General features: G+C 62.9%; 15 protein-coding genes. 12 read left to right on the top strand and 3 right to left on the bottom strand.

The window, feature by feature from the left end:
* Positions 1-16: 16 nt before the first annotated feature.
* The 6 genes from ACD578_RS14310 (at position 17) to ettA (ending at position 8,966) form a co-directional block, all read left to right on the top strand.
* Positions 17-1,543, top strand: coding sequence for an ABC transporter substrate-binding protein (locus tag ACD578_RS14310; RefSeq protein ID WP_404285970.1), 1,527 nt, complete (start codon positions 17-19; stop codon positions 1,541-1,543).
* A 123-nt stretch (positions 1,544-1,666) separates the two neighbouring features.
* A complete protein-coding gene (locus ACD578_RS14305; RefSeq protein ID WP_404285968.1) occupies positions 1,667-2,587 on the top strand; it encodes an ABC transporter permease in 921 nt (306 codons plus the stop codon).
* A 4-nt stretch (positions 2,588-2,591) separates the two neighbouring features.
* Positions 2,592-3,449 (top strand): ABC transporter permease, encoded by an 858-nt coding sequence (locus tag ACD578_RS14300; RefSeq protein ID WP_404285966.1) that lies wholly within the window; start codon positions 2,592-2,594, stop codon positions 3,447-3,449.
* Positions 3,446-5,194 carry a M14 family zinc carboxypeptidase gene (locus ACD578_RS14295; RefSeq protein WP_404285964.1) on the top strand — a complete coding sequence of 583 codons (1,749 nt, stop codon included), beginning with the start codon at positions 3,446-3,448 and terminating at the stop codon, positions 5,192-5,194. The genes ACD578_RS14300 and ACD578_RS14295 overlap by 4 nt, the downstream gene beginning before the upstream one ends.
* 170 nt (positions 5,195-5,364) lie before the next feature.
* Entirely contained in the window at positions 5,365-6,708 is a 1,344-nt protein-coding gene (locus ACD578_RS14290) for an erythromycin esterase family protein (protein WP_404285962.1), read from the top strand.
* A gap of 605 nt (positions 6,709-7,313) precedes the next feature.
* Positions 7,314-8,966: an energy-dependent translational throttle protein EttA gene (gene ettA, locus ACD578_RS14285; RefSeq protein WP_404285960.1), complete on the top strand. Its 1,653-nt coding sequence runs from the start codon at positions 7,314-7,316 to the stop codon at positions 8,964-8,966.
* Positions 8,967-8,968: 2 nt separating this feature from the next.
* Here the strand turns inward: ettA and ACD578_RS14280 are convergent, their stop codons facing one another.
* Positions 8,969-9,100, bottom strand: coding sequence for a hypothetical protein (locus tag ACD578_RS14280; RefSeq protein WP_404285958.1), 132 nt, complete (start codon positions 9,098-9,100; stop codon positions 8,969-8,971).
* Between the two features lie 78 nt (positions 9,101-9,178).
* Between ACD578_RS14280 and ACD578_RS14275 the strand changes: the two genes are divergently transcribed.
* From ACD578_RS14275 to metH, 6 genes are all read left to right on the top strand, one after another.
* A complete protein-coding gene (locus ACD578_RS14275) occupies positions 9,179-9,577 on the top strand; it encodes a hypothetical protein (protein WP_404285956.1) in 399 nt (132 codons plus the stop codon).
* Between the two features lie 122 nt (positions 9,578-9,699).
* Positions 9,700-11,178, top strand: coding sequence for an AMP nucleosidase (locus tag ACD578_RS14270; RefSeq protein WP_404285954.1), 1,479 nt, complete (start codon positions 9,700-9,702; stop codon positions 11,176-11,178).
* 11 nt (positions 11,179-11,189) lie between these two features.
* Positions 11,190-12,071 carry a DMT family transporter gene (locus ACD578_RS14265; RefSeq protein ID WP_404285952.1) on the top strand — a complete coding sequence of 294 codons (882 nt, stop codon included), beginning with the start codon at positions 11,190-11,192 and terminating at the stop codon, positions 12,069-12,071.
* Between the two features lie 105 nt (positions 12,072-12,176).
* Positions 12,177-13,160, top strand: a complete 984-nt coding sequence (locus tag ACD578_RS14260; RefSeq protein WP_404293851.1) for an ArsR/SmtB family transcription factor — start codon at positions 12,177-12,179, stop codon at positions 13,158-13,160.
* Positions 13,160-14,065: a methylenetetrahydrofolate reductase [NAD(P)H] gene (gene metF, locus ACD578_RS14255; RefSeq protein ID WP_404285950.1), complete on the top strand. Its 906-nt coding sequence runs from the start codon at positions 13,160-13,162 to the stop codon at positions 14,063-14,065. The genes ACD578_RS14260 and metF overlap by 1 nt, the downstream gene beginning before the upstream one ends.
* A gap of 105 nt (positions 14,066-14,170) precedes the next feature.
* On the top strand, positions 14,171-17,926 hold the full coding sequence (gene metH, locus ACD578_RS14250; RefSeq protein WP_404285948.1) for a methionine synthase: 3,756 nt from the start codon (positions 14,171-14,173) through the stop codon (positions 17,924-17,926).
* A 169-nt stretch (positions 17,927-18,095) separates the two neighbouring features.
* On the opposite strand, the gene ACD578_RS14245 is transcribed toward metH, so the two are convergent.
* Positions 18,096-19,328, bottom strand: a complete 1,233-nt coding sequence (locus tag ACD578_RS14245) for an ABC transporter permease (RefSeq protein ID WP_404285946.1) — start codon at positions 19,326-19,328, stop codon at positions 18,096-18,098.
* Positions 19,325-20,047, bottom strand: coding sequence for an ABC transporter ATP-binding protein (locus ACD578_RS14240; RefSeq protein ID WP_404285944.1), 723 nt, complete (start codon positions 20,045-20,047; stop codon positions 19,325-19,327). The genes ACD578_RS14245 and ACD578_RS14240 overlap by 4 nt, the downstream gene beginning before the upstream one ends.

Here is a 20,047-nt window from a genome sequence, read left to right as displayed (position 1 = left end):
AGAGGGAGATGATAAGATGAAGTTCTCTACCACCATGAAAGCGCTCGGCCTGACGGCCGCTGTCGCGTTGGCGCCGCTGGTGGCATCCGGTGCTCAGGCCGCCGGAACGCTGACCGCAGCCGTTGCCATCGATCCCGGTAGCTGGGATCCGATCGATACCTTCCTGGTCGATTGGTCGTCTGCCGCCAACAACATCTTTGACGGTCTGACAGCCCGCGGCGCCGATATGAAGCTGAAGCCCGGCCTTGCGACGTCGTGGGAGTTCCTGGACAACAACAATCGCATCCGCTTCAAGCTGCGTCAGAATGTGAAATTCCATAATGGCGAGCCGTTCAATGCGGCGGCCGTGAAGTTCACCTTCGATCGCCTGCTCGGCGAGGAGGGCAGGAAGGGACCGCAGCAGTCGAACTACAACTCCATCGACCATGTGGAAGTCGTCGACGACACCACTGTCGACTTCGTCATGAAGCAGGCGGATCCGGTTCTGCTGACGAAGCTTGCCGGCTATGGCGGCATGATCGTGCCGCCCAAATACATTCAGGAAAAGGGCGACGCCCATTTCAACATGAACCCCGTCGGCACCGGGCCGTTCAAGTTCGTGGAATACAGCCCAAAAGTCAGCCTCACGCTCGAAGCGTTCCCTGAGCATTGGGGCGGTGCGCCGAAGCTCGACAAGATCGTGACACGCTTCATCTCGGAAGCGAATACACAGGTGGCCGAGCTCCAATCGGGCCGCATTGATGTCGCAACCCTCATCCCGTTCGGTCTTGCCCCCACGGTGGAGAAAAGCCCCAACTTGAGCCTCCTCAGCATCACCGGTCCGACGGTGGTCGCGCTGCGCCTCAACACCAAGGACGGCATCACGAAGGATGTGAATGTCCGCAAGGCGCTGATCATGGGTGTCGACCGCGAGGCGATCATCAAGGCCGTGCTCCTCGGTCACGCCAAGCCGATCGCGAGCTTCCAGTCCGATCTGTCCTTCGGCTACGATCCGACCCTGAAGCCGCTGCCCTTCGATCTCGCCAAGGCGAAGCAGATGCTGCAGCAGGCGAAGGTCCCGGCCGGTGCACCGGTGCGGATCGACTTCCGCGGCAATGACGCAACCTTCCGCGAAGTGGCGCAGGCAGCCGCCGGCTTCCTCCAGGCCCTCGGCCTCAAACCCTCGCTCCAGCCGCATGAACCTCCGGTTCTGCTCAACGATATCATCCCGAACGGCAAAACCGGCGAAGCCTGGCACAATGCCTGGGGCGGATGGACCTTCGACTACGACAACACCGCTTACCTGATGTATCACTCGGGCGAGAAGTGGAACCCCTATGACAACGATCCCAAGCTGAATGCCCTGCTCGAGAAGCAGCGTACGATGTACGACGTGAAGGAGCGTGAGAAGGTTCTGCAGGAGGTCGCACGTTACGTGGCCGATCAAGCGCTTGAGATCCCGCTCTACAACCAGAACACGCTCTATGGCGTGAACAAGCGGGTGAAGAATTTCGATGCTCCTGCAGATCGTCGCTTCCGCTTCTCGGAAACGACGGTGGAGTGACAAGCCGCCTCGGATATCGATCGCCCCTCACGGCGAATGTCCGAGGTCTTGAGACATAAGAGAAGGCCCCGCGCGAGCGGGGCCGTTTTTCCAAGAGCAAGCAAGAGCAAGAAGGACCACCGCATGGCGGGCTTCATCCTCAAACGATTGTTGCAGGCTGTTTTCGTGGTCCTCGCAGTGACTCTGATCGTCTCGTTCGCGATCAGATTGTCGGGCGATCCTGCGATCATGCTGATGGGTGGCGGCAATGTCACCGAGCAGGATCTGCAGAACATCCGGCAGTCGCTCGGGCTCGAGCGGCCGTTCTACGTTCAGTATCTCAGCTTCCTCGGAGGCATGGTGAGGGGAGATTTCGGCAAGAGCTTCATGGGCGGAACGCCCGTTTCCATGCTCATTGCCAATGCCTTGCCGGCCACCCTCCTGCTGGCGTTTGCCTCCCTCCTCGCATCCATTGTCCTGTCCGTGCCGCTCGGAGTCTACGCGGCGGTGAACCGGGGGCGCTGGCCGGATCAGATGATCCGCATCCTGTCGCTTGTGGGCTTGTCCTTCCCGAATTTCTGGCTCGCCATCATGATGGTGCTGCTATTCTCCATCGTGCTCGGCCTGCTGCCGCCGAGCGGCATGGAGGGGCCAGAGAGTTTCGTCATGCCGGCGCTCACCATGGCGATCATTCTCACCGCCACGAATGTGCGCCTCGTGCGCACCTCCATGCTGGAGACGCTCTCGCAGCAATACATCATGGTGGCGCGCTCCAAGGGTCTGCGCGACCGCGTCGTCCTCTACAAGCATGCCCTGCGTAATTCGGCCATTCCGCTCGTCACCTATATCGGCCTGCAGTTCGGCGGACTTATCGGCGGCATCGTCATCGTGGAACGGGTGTTCAACTGGCCCGGCATGGGCACGCTCGCCTTCGATGCTATCTCGAACCGCGATTACCCGGTGCTGCAGGGCACCATCACGGTGCTCGCGCTCTTCATCGTTCTCATCAATCTTCTGGTCGATATCGCCTACGGGCTGATCGATCCGCGTATCCGGACGGAGTAGGGCCATGGCTGCCGCTCAGGCTGTGTCGTCGGCGCGCCGGCACTTTCGATCGCTCGAACTCGTTCTTGGCCTCCTGCTCACCGGGGGCATGGGACTGGCCGTGCTGTTCTCAGGTTTTCTCTTCCCCGATGGCGGCGAGAGCATGGACCTCATGGCCCGTCTCACACCGCCGTTCCAGGACCTCGCGCATCCTCTCGGTACCGATCCCCTCGGACGTGACGTGCTGGCGCGTGTGATCGTCGGCGGCAAGATATCTCTCACCGTTGGCATTCTCTCGGTGATGGGAGCGGTGACCGTCGGAACGCTCGTCGGACTGGTCGCGGGCTACTATCGCGGCATCGCCGAGATCCTGCTCATGCGCTTTGCCGATATTCAGCTCGCACTGCCCTTCATCCTCGTCGCCATCATGTTCCTTGCCATCCTCGGCACCGGCGTCGACAAGGTGATCTTCTTCATGATCCTCGCCCAATGGGTCCAATATGCACGCCTGGTGCGCGCCTCCGTGCTGGCGCTGCGGGATCGAGAATTCATTCTCTCGGCCCGCGCCATCGGCGTCGGCAACGGACGCATCATCTTCACGCATATTCTGCCCAATGTACTCGGACCCATCGTCATCCTGATGACGCTCAACGTGGCCAACAACATCCTTCTCGAAAGCAGCCTCACTTTCCTGGGTCTCGGCGTCGATCCGCTCATCCCAAGCTGGGGCGGCATGCTGGCCGATGGGCGCACCTATCTGCAGACGGCCTGGTGGGTCAGCGTGTTTCCGGGACTTGCCATCATGTTCACCGTGCTCGGCTTGAACCTTCTGGGCGACTGGCTGCGCGACCTTCTCGATCCGACAGGACAGACTTCACGATGACGACTTTGCTCGACGAACGTATCCCCCGTACTCTCGATACTCTCCTGCGCGAATGGGCTAGGAACGATCATCGCGGCGTGACGCTCGAGGCCTGGCTGTTCGAGGATGAGGCGGCGCGGCGCGCTGCCGAGGCGGTGTTGTCGGAGGTCGGCGTTCGGGCACGGTTGCGCAGCGCCTACAAGCCGCTCGTCCATACCTTTCTCGAAGAGATCGATACCGCCGATCTGAAGCGTGTCACCGTGCGCTATCCCGTGCATGAGGAGGCCGACCGCCTACGCTTCCTCTCGGAGGCTTATCCACTGGCGGCCCTGCTCGACGGCATCGAACTCCTCTTCGAGCCCGGCGCCGCGGATCTGACCTATCTGGTCACGCTCGAGTACACGACCGGACTTGTGGCGGAGCATGTGGTCTTTGCGCCGAACAGGCTTCGGTCCAACCATCTCGACGAGGTCGATCTCACGCCGACCGGCTGGCTGAAGGTGACTGGGCGCCCCGATGAAGCATCGAATCTCGATGAGCCGCTCGAGACTGAGATCGAACAGGTCTTTCATAAGGTGATGGCAGTCGTCGCCGCGCATGAATGGCCCGAGGCGGAGCCCTATGCGGAGACGCTCGCCATCGACGTGATGATCCCGGGGATCGAGCGCCCGCTCGATTACGGCGACGAGGTCATGAGCACACGCGAGGCGCTGCACGAGGACTTTTATTTCTCGGTGCTCGAATTCTTCAAGCGCAAATCGGGTCGTCCTCCCGAGGATCGCAGTGTGCAGCCGGGCCAGATCGTGCCGGATATCCGTGCCGGCGAGGGCGATGCGCATGTGCGCGTGACGCTGCGCTCTTTCGGAGCGCCGCAGGACCCCGTGAAGCCTGAGCAGGACATCGAGACGGCGGATGCCGCGCCCGATCTTGGGCAGATTCATCGTGAGCTCGCAGTGCTTCCCGGCGAAACCTTCGAGGGAATCTCTCGGGAAGGACGCCCTGTGCGGGGCATTTACCGGGCGGGTTCGCGTCCGGCGGTTCTCGTCACCAGCGGGCAGCATGCCAACGAGACATCGGCTCCTGTCGGCACATTGAGAGCCGTGCGCCGCCTGCTGGCCAATTCCGACGCCAACATCGCCTATATCCCGGTCGAGAACCCGGACGGCTATGCGCTGCATGGACGGCTGTGCGAAGGCAATCCGCGCCACATGCACCATGCAGCGCGCTATACCTCGCTCGGCAACGATCTCGAATATGGCCGCAGCGAGCCTCTCTACGAGATCGGCGCGCGCAACCAGGCGCTGGAGATGTCGGGCGCCCAACTGCACCTCAACTTCCACGGTTACCCGGCCCATGAATGGACGAGGCCGTTTACCGGCTATCTGCCGCGCGGCTTCGAGCTCTGGACGATCCCGAAGGGCTTCTTCCTGATCATGAGGCATCATCCGTCTTGGGCCGAGACGGCGCGGACTCTGATCGAAGCCGTGACGACAGGTCTGTCAGCTGTACCCGGTCTGGCCGAGTTCAACCGACGTCAGATCGAAATCTGCTCGATTCACTCCGGCGGAACACCCTACGAGATCATCAACGATGTGCCTTGCCTGATCACTGCGGACGAGCGCCATCCCTCGCCGCTGACCCTCATCACGGAGTTTCCCGATGAGACGATCTACGGCGACGCTTACCGCTTTGCGCATACGGTGCAGATGGCGACGGTCATCGCCGCCGAGGAAGCATTCGCGTCGATCATGGCGAGAGTGTCATAGGGTCGCCGGTGAGACAGCTCAACGGCAGGGATAGGGATGTGACGGCACCCGTCTGATCTCCTATCCTCCTTCCAGCGACGGGTGCGTCCATCGCCTGGAACAAGCCGAGTCCCGCTGTCGTTCTCCGGCGGAGCCGGTACGCAGGGTGCCGGTCTTGCGGAGCGAAAGCCATGGCCCGGTTGTCCTGGAAGCAGAGTGAGAACGACGCCTCCATCAAGGAAGCCGTCGATCTTGTGCGCGAGCATGGGGAAAACCTGCCGCCGATTTCCGATGAAGAAGCTTTCGGCGCCATGTTCGACCGCTTTTCCGATGCCAAGGTCGTGCTTCTCGGCGAGGCGACCCATGGCACTTCGGAATTCTACCGCGCCCGTGCCGCGATCACGAAGCGCCTGATCGAGCAGCACGGCTTTTCCATCGTCGCCGTCGAAGCCGATTGGCCCGATGCGGCACGCATCGATGCCTATGTGCGTCACCGCCATGTTCCCGATGGGGATGACACAGCCTTCGAGCGCTTCCCCACCTGGATGTGGCGCAACGAGGAGGTTTATGACTTCGTCAACTGGATGCGCGAGTACAACAAGGAGCGCCCGGACGATGACCGGGCCGAGTTCCGCGGCCTCGATGTCTATAGTTTGAATTCGTCGATCCGCTCCGTTCTCGATTATCTCGACAAGGTCGATCCGGAGGAGGCCAGGGAAGCGAGGGGACGCTACGCTTGTCTCAGCCCGTGGCAGTCGGACCCCGCCCGTTATGGCCGCGCCGTCCTGACAGGACAGAAGAAGCCTTGCGACGAGGCATTGCTGGGCCAGCTCCAGGATATTCTCGACAAACGCATCGACTACCTCCAGGCCGATGGCGGCGAAGCCTTCTTCGATGCGGTGCAGAATGCCAAGATCGTCCATGCGGCCGAGCATTACTACCGGATCATGTATGAGGGTGCGACGGAATCCTGGAACCTGCGCGACCGGCACATGTTCGAAACCCTGCAGAGCCTGCTCGCCCGGCGCGACAACGCCAAGGCGATCGTCTGGGCCCACAATTCCCATATCGGCAACGCCGCCGCCACGGCCATGGGCTGGCAGGGCGAGTTCAACATCGGAGAGCTTTGCCGCAAGTCCTATCACGGCGAGGCCGTGCTGATCGGTTTCGGGACCGACCGCGGCACGGTGGCGGCTGCGGACGATTGGGACGAGCCGATGCAGGTCAAGTCCGTGCGGCCGGCGCGGCCCGACAGTCACGAGCGCGTCTTCCGGGATACGGGTCTAGGGTGCTTCCTGACCGATTGGCGGGAAAACGGCCAGGCCGAGCTGATGGAGGTTCTCTCACGGCCCCGCCTGGAGCGGGCCATCGGCGTGGTCTACCGCCCGGAGACCGAGCTCTACAGCCATTACTTCGAGGCCGTCCTGGCGGAGCAGTTTGATGCCTTCATCTGGTTTGAGGAGAGCAGGGCGGTAACGCCGCTGACCCATGCCCATGGCAAGGGCATGCCGGAGACCTATCCCTTCGGGCTTTGATGCGGATAACCCTCTCGCGCAAAGCAGGAGAGGGTAGTGGCGCCACTCTCGTCCAGCAATGACAATTCCCCCTCGCGATGGCCGGGCTTGTGCCGGCCATCTCGATCCGGTGAGGCGCAGTGCTTTACGGATCGGGATCACCGGGACGAGCCCGGTGATGACGGCAAGTCTGGAGCGTGTGTGTAATGTTCTCACTTTGTTCTTGACACTGTGTATCATCTGGGCTAGACCCTTGCTCATCCCGGCCCGACGGGGGCGCGCTCGCGAGGCGTCGCAAGAGTGGGGCGGGGAGCGGTCCTGCAGCAGGCCTCGCACGCCGGTTGGCGGGAGGCCCTTGGCAGCCCTGGGCTGGTCCAAGTCTAAACGCCTAAAAGTACCGCGTGCGAGGCGCCGTCCGGCTCTTCCATTCCACCATACACATCGGCCGGGCTGCCCTTCGCGCCACCCTCGATCAATCTCATGGCTCAGGGCTCCCAAGCCCTGGGCCTAGGGGTGCTGGCTCTCCGGAATCATGCTGGCGACACTCCCCCGCCTTGCCCCAGTCGTCCGCCCCTGCTAACTGACGGCCAACTCCATTCACATCTCGACCAAGCAGGGCTTTTTCCGTGTCCCGTCAATTCATCTACCACATGCGTGGCCTCACCAAGACCTATTCGGGCGGCAAGAAGGTCTTGGATAACATTCACCTCTCCTTCTATCCGGATGCCAAGATCGGCGTGCTCGGCGTCAACGGCGCCGGTAAATCGACCCTGCTGCGCATCATGGCCGGCACCGATACGGACTGGACCGGCGAGGGCTGGGTCGCCGAGGGAGCGCGGGTCGGCTACCTGCCGCAGGAGCCCCAGCTCGATCCGTCGAAGAACGTGCGCGAGAACGTCATGGAGGGCGTGGCCGCCAAGAAGGCGATCCTCGACCGCTACAACGAGCTCGCCATGAACTATTCCGAGGAGACGGCGGACGAGATGACCCGCCTCCAGGATGAGATCGAGGCCAAGGGCCTGTGGGATCTCGATTCCCAGGTCGACCAAGCCATGGACGCCCTGCGCTGCCCGCCGGACGACTGGTCCGTGGACAAGCTCTCGGGTGGCGAGCGTCGCCGCGTGGCGCTGTGCAAGCTGCTCCTGGAGCAGCCGGAACTGCTGCTCCTCGACGAGCCGACCAACCACTTGGACGCCGAAACGACCGGCTGGCTCGAAGGGCATCTGCGCAACTACCCGGGCGCGATCCTGATCGTGACCCACGACCGCTACTTCCTCGACAACGTGACCGGCTGGATCCTCGAGCTCGACCGCGGCCGGGGCATCCCCTACGAGGGCAACTACTCGTCCTGGCTCACGCAGAAACAGAAGCGCCTGGAGCAGGAGGGCCGCGAGGATGAGGCGCATAGGCGCACCATCGAGCGTGAGCGCGAATGGGTGTCCGCCTCGCCGAAGGCTCGTCAGGCCAAGTCGAAGGCCCGTATCCAGCGTTACGAGGATCTCGTGGCCAAGGCCAACGAGAAGGGCCCGACCACGGCTCAGATCATCATTCCGATCGCCGAGCGTCTGGGCAACAACGTCATCGAGTTCGACAACCTGAAGAAGGCGTTCGGCGACAAGCTTCTCATCGATGGTCTGTCCTTCAAGCTGCCGCCGGGCGGCATCGTCGGCATCATCGGCCCGAACGGCGCCGGCAAGACCACGCTGTTCCGCATGATCACGGGGCAGGAGCAGCCGGACGAGGGGTCGATCCAGATCGGCGAGAGCGTCAAGCTCGGCTATGTCGACCAGAGCCGCGACTCGCTCGACGCCAACAAGACTCTCTACGAGGAGATTTCGGGCGGCAACGAGGTGCTCTATCTCGGCAAGCGCGAGATCAACGCCCGCGCCTATTGCGGCGCCTTCAACTTCAAGGGCTCCGATCAGCAGAAGAAGGTCGGCGTGCTCTCGGGCGGCGAGCGCAACCGCGTGCACCTCGCCAAGATCCTGAAGTCCGGCTCGAACGTCCTGCTTCTCGACGAGCCGACCAACGACCTCGACGTGGATACCCTGCGGGCGCTCGAAGAGGCGCTGGAGGATTATGCCGGCTGCGCCGTGATCATCTCGCACGATCGCTGGTTCCTCGACCGCATTGCCACCCACATCCTGGCCTTCGAGGGCGATAGCCACGTGGAATGGTTCGAGGGCAACTTCGCCGATTACGAGGAGGACAAGAAGCGCCGCCTCGGCACGGATTCCACGATCCCGCACCGGATCAAATACAAGAAGTTCTCGCGGTAAGGTCAGCTTAACTCAGTTTTAAGCCTGTGCAGCGCGGGATCGGGCATCAGCCCACCCGCGTTCTCTTTGTCAGCTGAAAGAAACGATCTGATCTCGTTGCGCCAACTTTTCAGCTCTAGTTCATCGAGCGCCATTTATTCTGACCTGATGATGTGGGAACGAGCCTGTCCTTTCGCTTGATGTGTAAAGCGGGTTCCCTGTTGGAGGCTGACATGTCTCGGATTAAAGCAACTCTTGCTGCGGGCTTGGCCGCCCTCACATTCGGCGGTGCGCTGCTGGCTTCGGTCGCCGCTCAGGCGGGCGAGACGACGGGCCGCTGGCGTGACGGTTCGTATGCCACGCCCTACGGAATTGTTCGTCCTAATCACGGCTATGGCTATCGTCCTCATTACCGTCGCGGTTCGGATGTCGGTGGCGCGGCAGCGGCTGGTGTGATTGGCGGTCTTGCGCTGGGTGCATTGGCTACAAGGCCCGCCTACTCATATCCCACCAGTCCCGGTGGCTATTACGGCGCGAATGCTTATGACGAGCCTGATTGCTATACGGTGCGTCGGCGCTTCGTGGATGATTGGGGACGAGTCATCATCCGCCGGGAGCAGATTTGCGAGTAAATCAAGAGGATGGCGAGCTTGCCCGCCATCCATCCTCGCCCGCGTGGCACCATTCGGTAGTTGGGTTCCGGCCCGAAACAGTGTATGACCCTTGAGGCACGAGACATAAGAAGAGAGTCCACGTGCCAGCCGATCACATCTCCACCTTCCAATCCGTTGCCACGCCTGAAGAAGCCGTCGAGCGGCTCGTCGCGCTTCATGACAGCGCCATCGAGGCGCAGCGTCAGGCTCTCGATCATTTCTTTTCCACCGGCACGCCACCCACACCCTTCGAGCGGTCCCGCTTCCGCTATCCGGAACTGCGCCTCGACTATCGATCAAGTGCCGTGCCGCCCATTAAGCAGCGCGCCTATGCCAAGTTCCAGGGGCCTGGGGTCTATGCCACCACCATCACGCAACCCGGATTCTTCAAGAACTACCTGCTGGAGCAGCTGAACTTCCTTGTGCGCGACTATGGCGCCACCATCGAGGTCGGCGTCAGCGACCAGGAAATTCCCTATCCGTATATCTTCGAGCGTGGCGACGAACTGGGCCGCGAAGCTCATTCCGCCTCCGAACTAGCTCAGCATTTTCCGACTCCGCTTCTCGCCAAGGTAGGCGACGAGATTGCCGACGGCACCTGGGTGTTCCATGAGAACGAGGTGCGCCCCCTGGCGCTCTTCGACGCGGCCCGGGTGGATTATTCGCTCCGCCGTCTGGTGCATTACACCGGCAGCGACTGGCGCTGCGTTCAGCCCTGGATCCTGCTCACCAACTATCACCGCTATGTGGACCAGTTCATCCGCTGGGCCGTCAAGGAGCTGGCGAACGAGGAGGGGCCCTATACGAAACTCGTCCTGCCGGGCGGCATCACGATCGAACGGGGGCTGGACGACGCTGTCATCGAAGAGTTGATCGGCTCCACGCCCTGGCACCGGTTCCAGATGCCGGCCTACCACCTGATGCGCCAGGATGGGCATGGGGTGACCCTGGTCAATATCGGCGTCGGGCCGTCGAATGCGAAGAACATCACCGATCACCTGGCAGTGCTGCGGCCCCATTGCTGGCTCATGGTCGGGCATTGCGGGGGCTTGCGCCAGTCGCAATCCATCGGCGATTACGTGCTGGCCCACGGCTACCTGCGGCGCGACCACATCCTCGACGGTGCGGTGCCGCCGGAAATTCCGATCCCAGCCCTCGCGGAAATCCAGGTCGCCCTGCAGGACGCGGCGGTGCACGTCACCGGCGAACGGGGCGAGGAGCTGAAGCGGCGCCTGCGCACCGGCACCGTCGTGACCTACGACGACCGGAACTGGGAGCTGCGCTGGAGCCAAGAGCGGCGGCAGATCAACCTGTCCCGTGCCATCGCGGTGGACATGGAAAGCGGCACCATCGCGGCTCAGGGCTACCGGCTGCGTGTCCCCTACGGCACGCTGCTGTGTGTCTCGGACAAGCCGCTGCACGGCGAGATCAAGCTGCCGGGCGCGGCCAATGCCTTCTATGAGCGCGCGGTGAGCGAGCATCTCATGATCGGTCTTGCAGCGCTCGACATCCTGAAAGGCCAGCGGGCGTCCCTGCATTCGCGCAAGCTGCGCAGCTTCGACGAACCCCCGTTCCGCTAAGCTGACGCCCGATGTCGCGGGACAATCTGGGCCTGGTGCTGGGCTTCGTCGGCGTGTGCATTTTCGCCGGCACGCTTCCGTTTACCCATATCGCTGTTGAGCACTTGAGCCCGCTCTTCGTCACGGCGGGGCGGGCGGCGCTTGCCGGGCTCTTGGCCCTCGCGACCCTCCTCGTTCTGCGCAGACCCTGGCCCTCACGGCGGCAGGTCGGCGCCATGGCGCTCGCGGCTTTATGCCTGGTCGGAGGCTTTCCCGGCTTTACTGCACTGGCGATGCAGCGCGTTCCGGCTTCCCATGGCGGTGTAGTGCTCGGCATTCTGCCGCTCGCAACCTCCGCCATCAGCACTCTGATTGCTGGCGAGCGCCCAAGCCCGGGTTTCTGGCTGGCAGCTCTGGCCGGTGCCGCCCTCGTCATTGGCTTCACCCTGCATGAGGGTGGCGGCTCGCTCGGGCGGGGCGATCTCTTCCTCCTCGCGGCTGCCTTTTCGTCAGCCCTGGGCTATGTGGTCTCCGGCAAGCTTGTACGCAGTGGCCTGGCCGGTTGGGAGGTCATCTCCTGGGTCCTAGTCGTCGCCCTGCCGGTTACGGTTCCGGTGGCGCTCTGGACCCTGCCGGAGGAGTTGGGGGCGATCCCCGCCTGGAGTTGGATCGGCTTCGCCTATGTCACCCTCATGAGCCAGTATCTCGGCTTCTTTGCCTGGAATGCCGGACTTGCCATCGGCGGGATCGCCCATGTGAGCCAGGTTCAATTGCTGCAGACGTTCGTCACCCTGCTGATCGCCTCCATTCTCAATCGCGAGCCCATTGGCCTTTCCGCCTGGATCGTTGCGGGAGCCGTCTTCGTGCTCGTTGTCTTGGCCGGTCGCGCCAAGGTTCACCGAGAAAAGTCCTAAATGTCTAAGGCTTAGCTTGCTCTCGTGTCAAAAGAGATATAAATATATCTTTATATGTAAGAGCGAGATTTGGCTGTGCCCGACACCCCGCCTCCATCGCTGGATATGACCCTGGATGTCCTGCGGGCCGCCGCCGAGGAAACGCGTCTGCGGATCCTGGCTTTGTTGACGGAAGGAGAACTCTCCGTTTCGGATCTCACGGATATCCTCGGGCAGTCCCAGCCGCGCATCTCTCGCCATCTGAAACTTCTCGTCGAGGCAGGCCTCGTGGAACGGCACCGGGAAGGGGCCTGGGCGTTCTTCCGGCTCACCGACCGGGGCGCGGCGCTCCGCATCATCCGCCCCACCTTGGAGAGCCTCGACCGGTCCGATCCGCAACTGCTGGAGGACCGAACCCGCCTTGAGGCCGTGCGCGCCCAGCGCTCGCAGGCGGCGCAGGCCTTCTTCTCCCGTCTGGCGCCGGACTGGGACCGTATCCGCTCCCTCCACGCGCCCGAAGCGGTGGTCGAGGCCGCCGTCCTCGATGCTCTGGGCTCGGCCAAGATCCGGAATCTCGTCGATCTCGGCACCGGCACCGGCCGCATGCTGCAACTGCTGGCACCACGTGCCAGCCGCACGGTCGGCCTCGATGCCAGTCACGCCATGCTCTCAGTGGCACGGGCCAATCTCGAAAAGGCGGGCTTAAGGGGCATCGAACTGCGCCAGGGGGATATTTATGCGCCCCCGTTTCCGCGCAATACCTTCGATCTCGTCGTCATCCATCAGGTGCTGCATTACCTAGATGACCCAGCCCGCGCGATCCGCGAGGCCGCCCGCCTCGTCGCGCCGGGCGGACGGATCCTCGTGGTCGATTTCGCGCCGCATAGTCTCGAATTCCTGCGCGAGGCTCAGGCTCATCGCCGCCTCGGCTTCGCTCCCTCTCAGGTGGCAAGCTGGCTCGACGAGGCGGGGCTCGACTGCACGCTCAACCGTGAGATCGCTCCGCCGAAGAAAGGCGACGAGCATTTGACCGTATCCCTTTGGCTTGGCCAGGATCGCCGTGTGGTGACGGATTGGCCCTTGAGTGAACCCGACAGAGAGGTCGCCTGATGTCACCGCTCACCCTTCGTCCCAGCCGGCAGGTCTCCTGTCCGATCAAGGTCTCCTTCGAGTTCTTCCCGCCTAAGACTTCGGAGATGGAGACGACGCTCTGGGCCTCCATCCAGCGTCTTGCATCCCTTAATCCGCAATTCGTCTCCGTAACCTATGGCGCCGGCGGCTCCACCCGCGAGCGCACCCACGCCACGGTCTCGCGACTCGTGCAGGAAACGCATCTCAAGCCCGCTGCGCACCTCACCTGCGTTGCGGCGACGAAAGAGGACGTGAACGAGGTTGTTCGCTCCTACTGGGATGCCGGCGTGCGTCACATCGTGGCGCTTCGCGGCGATCCGGTGTCCGGCATCGGCACGGCCTACGAGCCTCATGCCGGCGGATTTCAGCAAACCTGCGATCTCGTGGCCGGCGTCAAGGCGATCGGCGACTTCGAGGTTTCCGTCTCGGCCTATCCGGAGAAGCATCCCGAAGCTGCATCGCTCGATGCAGATATCGACGTGCTGAAGGCGAAGGTCGATTGCGGCGCAGACCGGGCCATCACCCAGTTCTTCTTCGACAACGATCACTACTTCCGCTATCTCGACCGTGTGCGTGCACGCGGCATTGATATTCCCATCGTGCCCGGCATCGTGCCGGTGCAGAACTTCAAGCAGACGGCGAATTTCGCGTCCAAGACCGGCGCGAGCGTGCCTGACTGGCTCGCGGCCCGCTTCGAGGGCTTGGAGAACGATGTCGAGACGCGCAAGCTTGTCGCCGCCGCCGTTGCGGCCGAGCAGGTGATCGATCTCGTCGACCGCGGCGTAAACGAGTTCCACTTCTACACCATGAACCGCGCCGATCTGGTCTATGCCATCTGCCATCTGCTCGGATTGCGCGACCAGAGCGTGAAAGCCGCAGCTTAAGTTTTGCGATGCCTGGTTCGTGAGCCGGGCATTCGTGTTTGCCAGCTTTGAATGAGCTTCATCTGTTGGTGCAACGCCGACTGCGATGAAAAGAGAACAAGTAGAATGACTGCATATACTCCTCGCCCCGCCAATGGCGCTGATGTGATCAAGGCACTCCGTGAAGCCGCCTCCAAGCGGATTCTCGTGCTCGACGGCGCGATGGGAACGGAGCTGCAGCGCTCGCGCTTCTCGGAAGATGATTTTCGCGGCGAGCGCTTCAAGGACTGGAAGCAGGACGTCAAAGGCAATAACGATCTGCTCATCCTCACGCAGCCCGATGCGGTGCGCAACGTACACCTCGACTATTTCCGCGCAGGTGCGGACATCGTCGAAACCAATACCTTCTCCGGCACATCGATCGCCCAAGCCGATTACGGCATGGAGGAGATCGTCTACAATCTGAATCTCGAGGGTTCACGGATTGCGCGCGAAGCGGCTCTCCTCGCCGAGAAGGAAGACGGCCGCCGCCGTTTCGTCGCCGGCGCCATCGGACCGACGAACCGGACGCTCTCGATCTCGCCGGACGTGAACAATCCGGGTTATCGCGCCGTGACCTTCGACCAGGTGCGTGAGGCTTACGCCGAGCAGGTGAGGGGACTGATCGACGGTGGTGCCGAGATCATCCTCATCGAGACGATCTTCGACACATTGAATGCGAAGGCCGCCATTGTCGCGACGCATCAGGTCTTCGCCGAGAAGGGCGTGAAGCTGCCGATCATGATCTCGGGCACGATCACGGACCTCTCCGGCCGGACGCTCTCGGGCCAGACGCCGACCGCTTTCTGGCATTCGATGCGACACGCGGAGCCGTTCTCCATCGGCCTCAACTGCGCGCTTGGAGCCCGCGAGATGCGCGCCCATATCCAGGAGATCGGCAAGGCCGCCGACACGCTCGTCTGCGCCTATCCGAATGCGGGCCTGCCCAACGAATTCGGCCTCTATGACGAGCGCCCCGAGGCGACGGCCAATATGCTGGCGGAATTCGCCGATGCGGGTCTCGTCAACGTGGTTGGCGGCTGCTGCGGCACGACGCCGGATCACATCCGCGCCATCGCGGAGGCCGTCGCGGGCAAGGCGCCGCGCTCAGTGCCGAGAGTGCAGCCGCTCATGCGCCTGTCGGGCCTTGAACCCTTCATCCTTACCTCCGACATTCCTTTCGTGAATGTAGGCGAGCGTACGAACGTCACCGGTTCCGCCAAGTTCCGCAAACTCATCACCAATAACGACTATGCCGCCGCCCTCGACGTGGCGCGCGATCAGGTCGCGAGCGGCGCGCAGATCATCGATGTCAACATGGATGAGGGCCTGCTCGATTCCGAGAAGGCGATGGTGGAGTTCCTCAACCTCGTTGCGGCCGAGCCCGATATCGCCCGCGTTCCGGTGATGGTGGATTCCTCCAAGTTCCATGTGATCGAGGCCGGGCTCAAGTGCATCCAGGGCAAGGCTATCGTGAACTCGATCTCCATGAAGGAGGGCGAGGAGGCTTTCATCGAGCAAGCAAAGATCTGTCGCTCTTACGGTGCTGCCGTCGTGGTCATGGCCTTCGATGGGCAGGGCCAGGCGGACACGCTGGAGCGAAAGGTCGAGATCTGCACGCGCGCTTACAGAATCCTGACCGAGCAAATCGGCTTTCCACCAGAAGACATCATCTTCGATCCGAACGTGTTCGCGGTCGCCACCGGCATCGAGGAGCATAACGGCTACGGCGTCGCCTTCATCGAGGCGACGCGCATCATCCGCGAGACGCTGCCGCATGCCCATATCTCGGGTGGCGTCTCGAACCTGTCCTTCTCGTTCCGCGGCAACGACCCGGTGCGCGAGGCCATGCATTCGGTGTTCCTGTTCCACGCCATCAAGATCGGGATGGACATGGGCATCGTGAATGCAGGGCAACTCGCCGTTTACGACGAGATCGATCCGGAGCTGCGCGAGTTGTGCGAGGACGTGGTGCTCAACCGCCGTCCCGATGCGACGGAGCGCCTGCTGGAGGCGGCGCCCCGCTTCAAGGGCGATGGATCAAGTGCCGTGAAGGCGGCCGATCTCGAATGGCGCTCTTGGGCCGTCGAGAAACGGATCGAGCATGCGCTCGTCAACGGCATCACCGAATTCATCGAGCAGGACGCCGAAGAGGCGCGTCAGTCGGTCGAGCGTCCGCTGCACGTGATCGAAGGCCCGCTCATGGCCGGCATGAACGTGGTCGGAGACCTCTTCGGCGCTGGAAAAATGTTCCTGCCGCAGGTAGTGAAGTCCGCGCGCGTCATGAAACAGGCCGTGGCCTATCTCATGCCGTTCATGGAGGCGGAAAAGGAAGCCTCTGGAATTGCGCAGCGCTCTGCTGCCGGCAAGGTGCTGATGGCGACCGTGAAGGGCGATGTGCACGATATCGGCAAGAACATCGTCGGCGTGGTTCTCGCCTGCAACAACTACGAGGTTCTCGATCTCGGCGTCATGGTGCCGGCCCAGAAGATCCTGGAGACGGCGCGTAGGGAGAAGGTGGACGTGATCGGCCTCTCCGGCCTCATCACGCCGTCCCTTGACGAGATGGTGCATGTGGCAAGCGAAATGGAGCGCGAGGGCTTCGACATTCCGCTCCTCATCGGCGGCGCCACCACGAGCCGCGTGCACACGGCGGTAAAGATCCATCCGAACTATCATAGAGGCCAAGCCGTCTATGTGACGGATGCCAGCCGCGCCGTCGGCGTCGTGTCCTCGCTGCTGTCACCCGGCATGAAGGACGGCTATGTGGAGACGCTGCGCTCCGAATACCGCAAGGTGGCCGACGCCCATGCCCGTTCGGAGGCCGACAAGCAGCGCCTGTCCATCGAGAAGGCCCGTGCCAACAAGCTCGTGTTCGACTGGTCGTCCTACCAGCCGCCGAAGCCCACTTTCACCGGCGCCCGCGTGTTCCGCAGCTACGACGTGGGCGAGCTCGTGCCCTATATCGACTGGACGCCGTTCTTCCAGACATGGGAGCTGAAGGGCCGCTTTCCGGCAATCCTCGAAGACGAGAAGCAGGGAAAGGCCGCGCGGCAGCTCTGGGACGACGCGCAGGTGATGCTCAAGCAACTCGTGGACGAACGCTGGTTCAATCCAAAGGCGGTGATCGGCTTCTGGCCTGCCAATACGGTGGGCGACGACATACGCCTTTACACGGGCGAGAGCCGTGCGGAGCAGCTTGCGACCCTCCACGGTCTGCGTCAGCAACTCTCGAAGCGCGACGGCAAGCCCAATACCTGCCTGTCCGATTTCGTCGCTCCGGTTGAGAGCGGACAGCCCGATTGGATCGGTGCCTTCGTGGTGACCTCCGGCATCGAGGAAGTGCGCATCGCGGAACGCTTCGAGCGCGCGAACGACGATTACCGCTCGATCATGGTGAAGGCGCTCGCCGACCGTTTGGCGGAGGCGTTCGCGGAGCGCATGCACGAACGCGTGCGCAAGGAGTTCTGGGGCTATGCCTCCGACGAGAACCTCACGAAAGAGGGACTGATCGGCGAGGAGTACCAGGGCATCCGTCCTGCTCCCGGCTATCCTGCACAGCCCGATCATACGGAAAAGGCAACCCTGTTCAGCCTGCTTGAGGCCGAGCGCCGCATCGGTGTGACGCTCACGGAATCCTACGCCATGTGGCCCGGCTCTTCCGTATCGGGTCTCTACCTGTCGCATCCGGAGGCTTACTACTTCGGCGTCGCCAAGGTCGAGCGCGATCAGGCGGAGGATTACGCGGCGCGCAAGGACATGAGCGTTACGGAGGTCGAGCGCTGGCTCGGTCCGATCCTCAACTACGATCCAGCGCGCTATCGCGTGATGGCGGCGGAGTAGAAATAGAGGCACTGCGTCATTCCGGGGCAGCTCATCAGAGCCGGACCCGGAATCCATAACCGCTGACGGTGCAGGATAGCTTCGCCGGCCTCCACAGCGCCTCATTTTCTAGACGTCATGTTGATTGGGTTCCGGGTTCCGCTGCGCAGCCAGGAATGACAATGGAGCGTCACTCCCGCCGCAGCGCCTCGATCGGATCGAGCTTCGCGGCGCGCTGCGCGGGGTAGAACCCAAAGAAGATCCCCACGAGTGCCGAGAAGCCAACCGCAATGATGATGGCGTTCGTCGACACGAGCGAAGGCCAGCCGGCGAGCTGCGCTACGAGGTAGGCGGCTCCTGCGCCAAGACCGATGCCGAGCGCTCCACCAATGGTGGACAGCGTCGTCGCCTCGATCAGGAACTGGCTCAGGATGTCGCGAGGCCGCGCACCGACGGCGAGGCGAAGGCCGATCTCGCGGGTGCGCTCGGTCACCGAGACCAGCATGATGTTCATGATGCCGATGCCGCCGACCAGCAGCGAGACCGCCGCGACGGCGGCCAGCAGCATGGACAATGTATTTGCGGAAGTAGACGCGGTGTTGGCGATCTCCGTCAGGTTGCGGATCGAGAAATCGTCCTCCTGCTCGCCGTTGATGCGATGACGCTGGCGCAGCAGTTCCGTCGTGGTCTCAATGCCAGGCTCGATGTCGCTCTCGTTGGCGAATTTGACAAAGATCGAGCCTACGGATCTGTCTTTGGCATAGTTGCGTCCGATCACACGGCGGCGGCCAGCGTCGAGCGGCACGAAGATCACGTCGTCCTGATCCTGCCCGAAGGCCGATTGGCCTTTCGGCGCCATGACGCCGATCACGCGGAAGGGCACGTTGCGCACGCGCACGACCTGGTCGATGGGGTCGTCCTCGCCGAAGAGGTTGCGGGCGACCGTCTGGCCAAGAAGGATGACGATGTCGCCGCGGCGGATCTCCTCGGGATCGAAGGTCCGTCCGCTCGCGACGTCCCATTCGCGCGCGGAGAACCAGTCGAGATCGATGCCGTAGATGCGCGTGCCCCAGTTGCTGCCGCCCGCGACTACTTGCGTGCCGCCCTGCACGAAGGGTGCTGCTGCGACCACGCCGTCGACCTCGCGGCGGATGGCCTCCGCGTCTTCATCCGTGAGCGATGAAGACGCGCCCGCACCGAGCCTTGCGCCGCCCTGTGTTACGTTTCCGGGCGTGATGATGGCGAGGTTCGCACCGAGCGATCGGATCTGGCTGTCGACGAGATTGCGTGCGCCCGAGCCGATCGCCACCATGGCGATGACGGCGGCCACGCCGATGACGATGCCGAGCATCGTGAGCAGGCTGCGCAGGGCATTCGCCACGATGGCGGACAGGGCGGAGCGGATGGCCTCGATCAGTCTCATTCCGCAGCCTCCCGTGCGAGAGCGCGTGCATCGACGGGTGTTTGGCGCTGATCCTCGATCACGCTGCCGTCCCGGAAGCGCACGAGGCGACGTGCGTGGCGCCCAACTTCGGCATCATGCGTGACGAGCACGATGGTGACGCCCTCGCGGTTGAGTTCCTGAAACAGGGCCATGATCTCGTTGGCCGTGCGGCTGTCGAGGGCACCGGTGGGCTCGTCGGCGAGCAGCAGGCTCGGGCTGTTGACGAGCGCGCGCGCAATCGCGACGCGCTGCTGCTGTCCACCCGACAATTGCATCGGGCGGTGATGCGCCCGCTCGGCGAGGCCAACACGGCCGAGCGCATGCAGGGCCCGTTCACGGCGTGTCCTGCGGTCGAAGCCCGCATAGATCATCGGGAGCTCGACGTTGCTCAACGCATCGATGCGGGGCAACAGGTTGAACTGCTGGAAGACGAAACCGATCTCGCGGTTGCGCAGCCGCGCCAGCCCGTCGGCGTCGAGGCTTTCGACGGAGGTGGCGGCGAGCCGATAGTGGCCTCCGGTCGGTTTGTCGAGACAGCCGATGAGATTCATGAAGGTGGATTTGCCGGAACCGGACGGGCCCATCACGGCGACGAAATCGCCCTTCTCGATGTCGAGCGACACGGCGTCGAGCGCTACGACGCGGCCCGCATCGAGTTCATAGACACGTCTCAAATCGCGCGTTTCGATGAGAGCCAC

Source organism: Microvirga sp. RSM25 (assembly GCF_044784385.1).
GTDB classification, from domain to species: domain Bacteria; phylum Pseudomonadota; class Alphaproteobacteria; order Rhizobiales; family Beijerinckiaceae; genus Microvirga; species Microvirga tunisiensis.
The sequence above is the reverse complement of the archived record's forward strand: the minus strand, read 5'-3'. Positions and strand labels throughout refer to the sequence as shown.

Coding starts and splice junctions, on each gene's coding strand:
- ACD578_RS14310 (WP_404285970.1), top strand. CDS start 17: ATGAAGTTCTCTACCACCATGAAAGCGCTCGGCCTGACGGCCGCTGTC.
- ACD578_RS14305 (WP_404285968.1), top strand. CDS start 1,667: ATGGCGGGCTTCATCCTCAAACGATTGTTGCAGGCTGTTTTCGTGGTC.
- ACD578_RS14300 (WP_404285966.1), top strand. CDS start 2,592: ATGGCTGCCGCTCAGGCTGTGTCGTCGGCGCGCCGGCACTTTCGATCG.
- ACD578_RS14295 (WP_404285964.1), top strand. CDS start 3,446: ATGACGACTTTGCTCGACGAACGTATCCCCCGTACTCTCGATACTCTC.
- ACD578_RS14290 (WP_404285962.1), top strand. CDS start 5,365: ATGGCCCGGTTGTCCTGGAAGCAGAGTGAGAACGACGCCTCCATCAAG.
- ACD578_RS14280 (WP_404285958.1), bottom strand. CDS start 9,100: ATGGCGCTCGATGAACTAGAGCTGAAAAGTTGGCGCAACGAGATCAGA.
- ACD578_RS14275 (WP_404285956.1), top strand. CDS start 9,179: ATGTCTCGGATTAAAGCAACTCTTGCTGCGGGCTTGGCCGCCCTCACA.
- ACD578_RS14265 (WP_404285952.1), top strand. CDS start 11,190: ATGTCGCGGGACAATCTGGGCCTGGTGCTGGGCTTCGTCGGCGTGTGC.
- ACD578_RS14260 (WP_404293851.1), top strand. CDS start 12,177: ATGACCCTGGATGTCCTGCGGGCCGCCGCCGAGGAAACGCGTCTGCGG.
- metF (WP_404285950.1), top strand. CDS start 13,160: ATGTCACCGCTCACCCTTCGTCCCAGCCGGCAGGTCTCCTGTCCGATC.
- metH (WP_404285948.1), top strand. CDS start 14,171: ATGACTGCATATACTCCTCGCCCCGCCAATGGCGCTGATGTGATCAAG.
- ACD578_RS14245 (WP_404285946.1), bottom strand. CDS start 19,328: ATGAGACTGATCGAGGCCATCCGCTCCGCCCTGTCCGCCATCGTGGCG.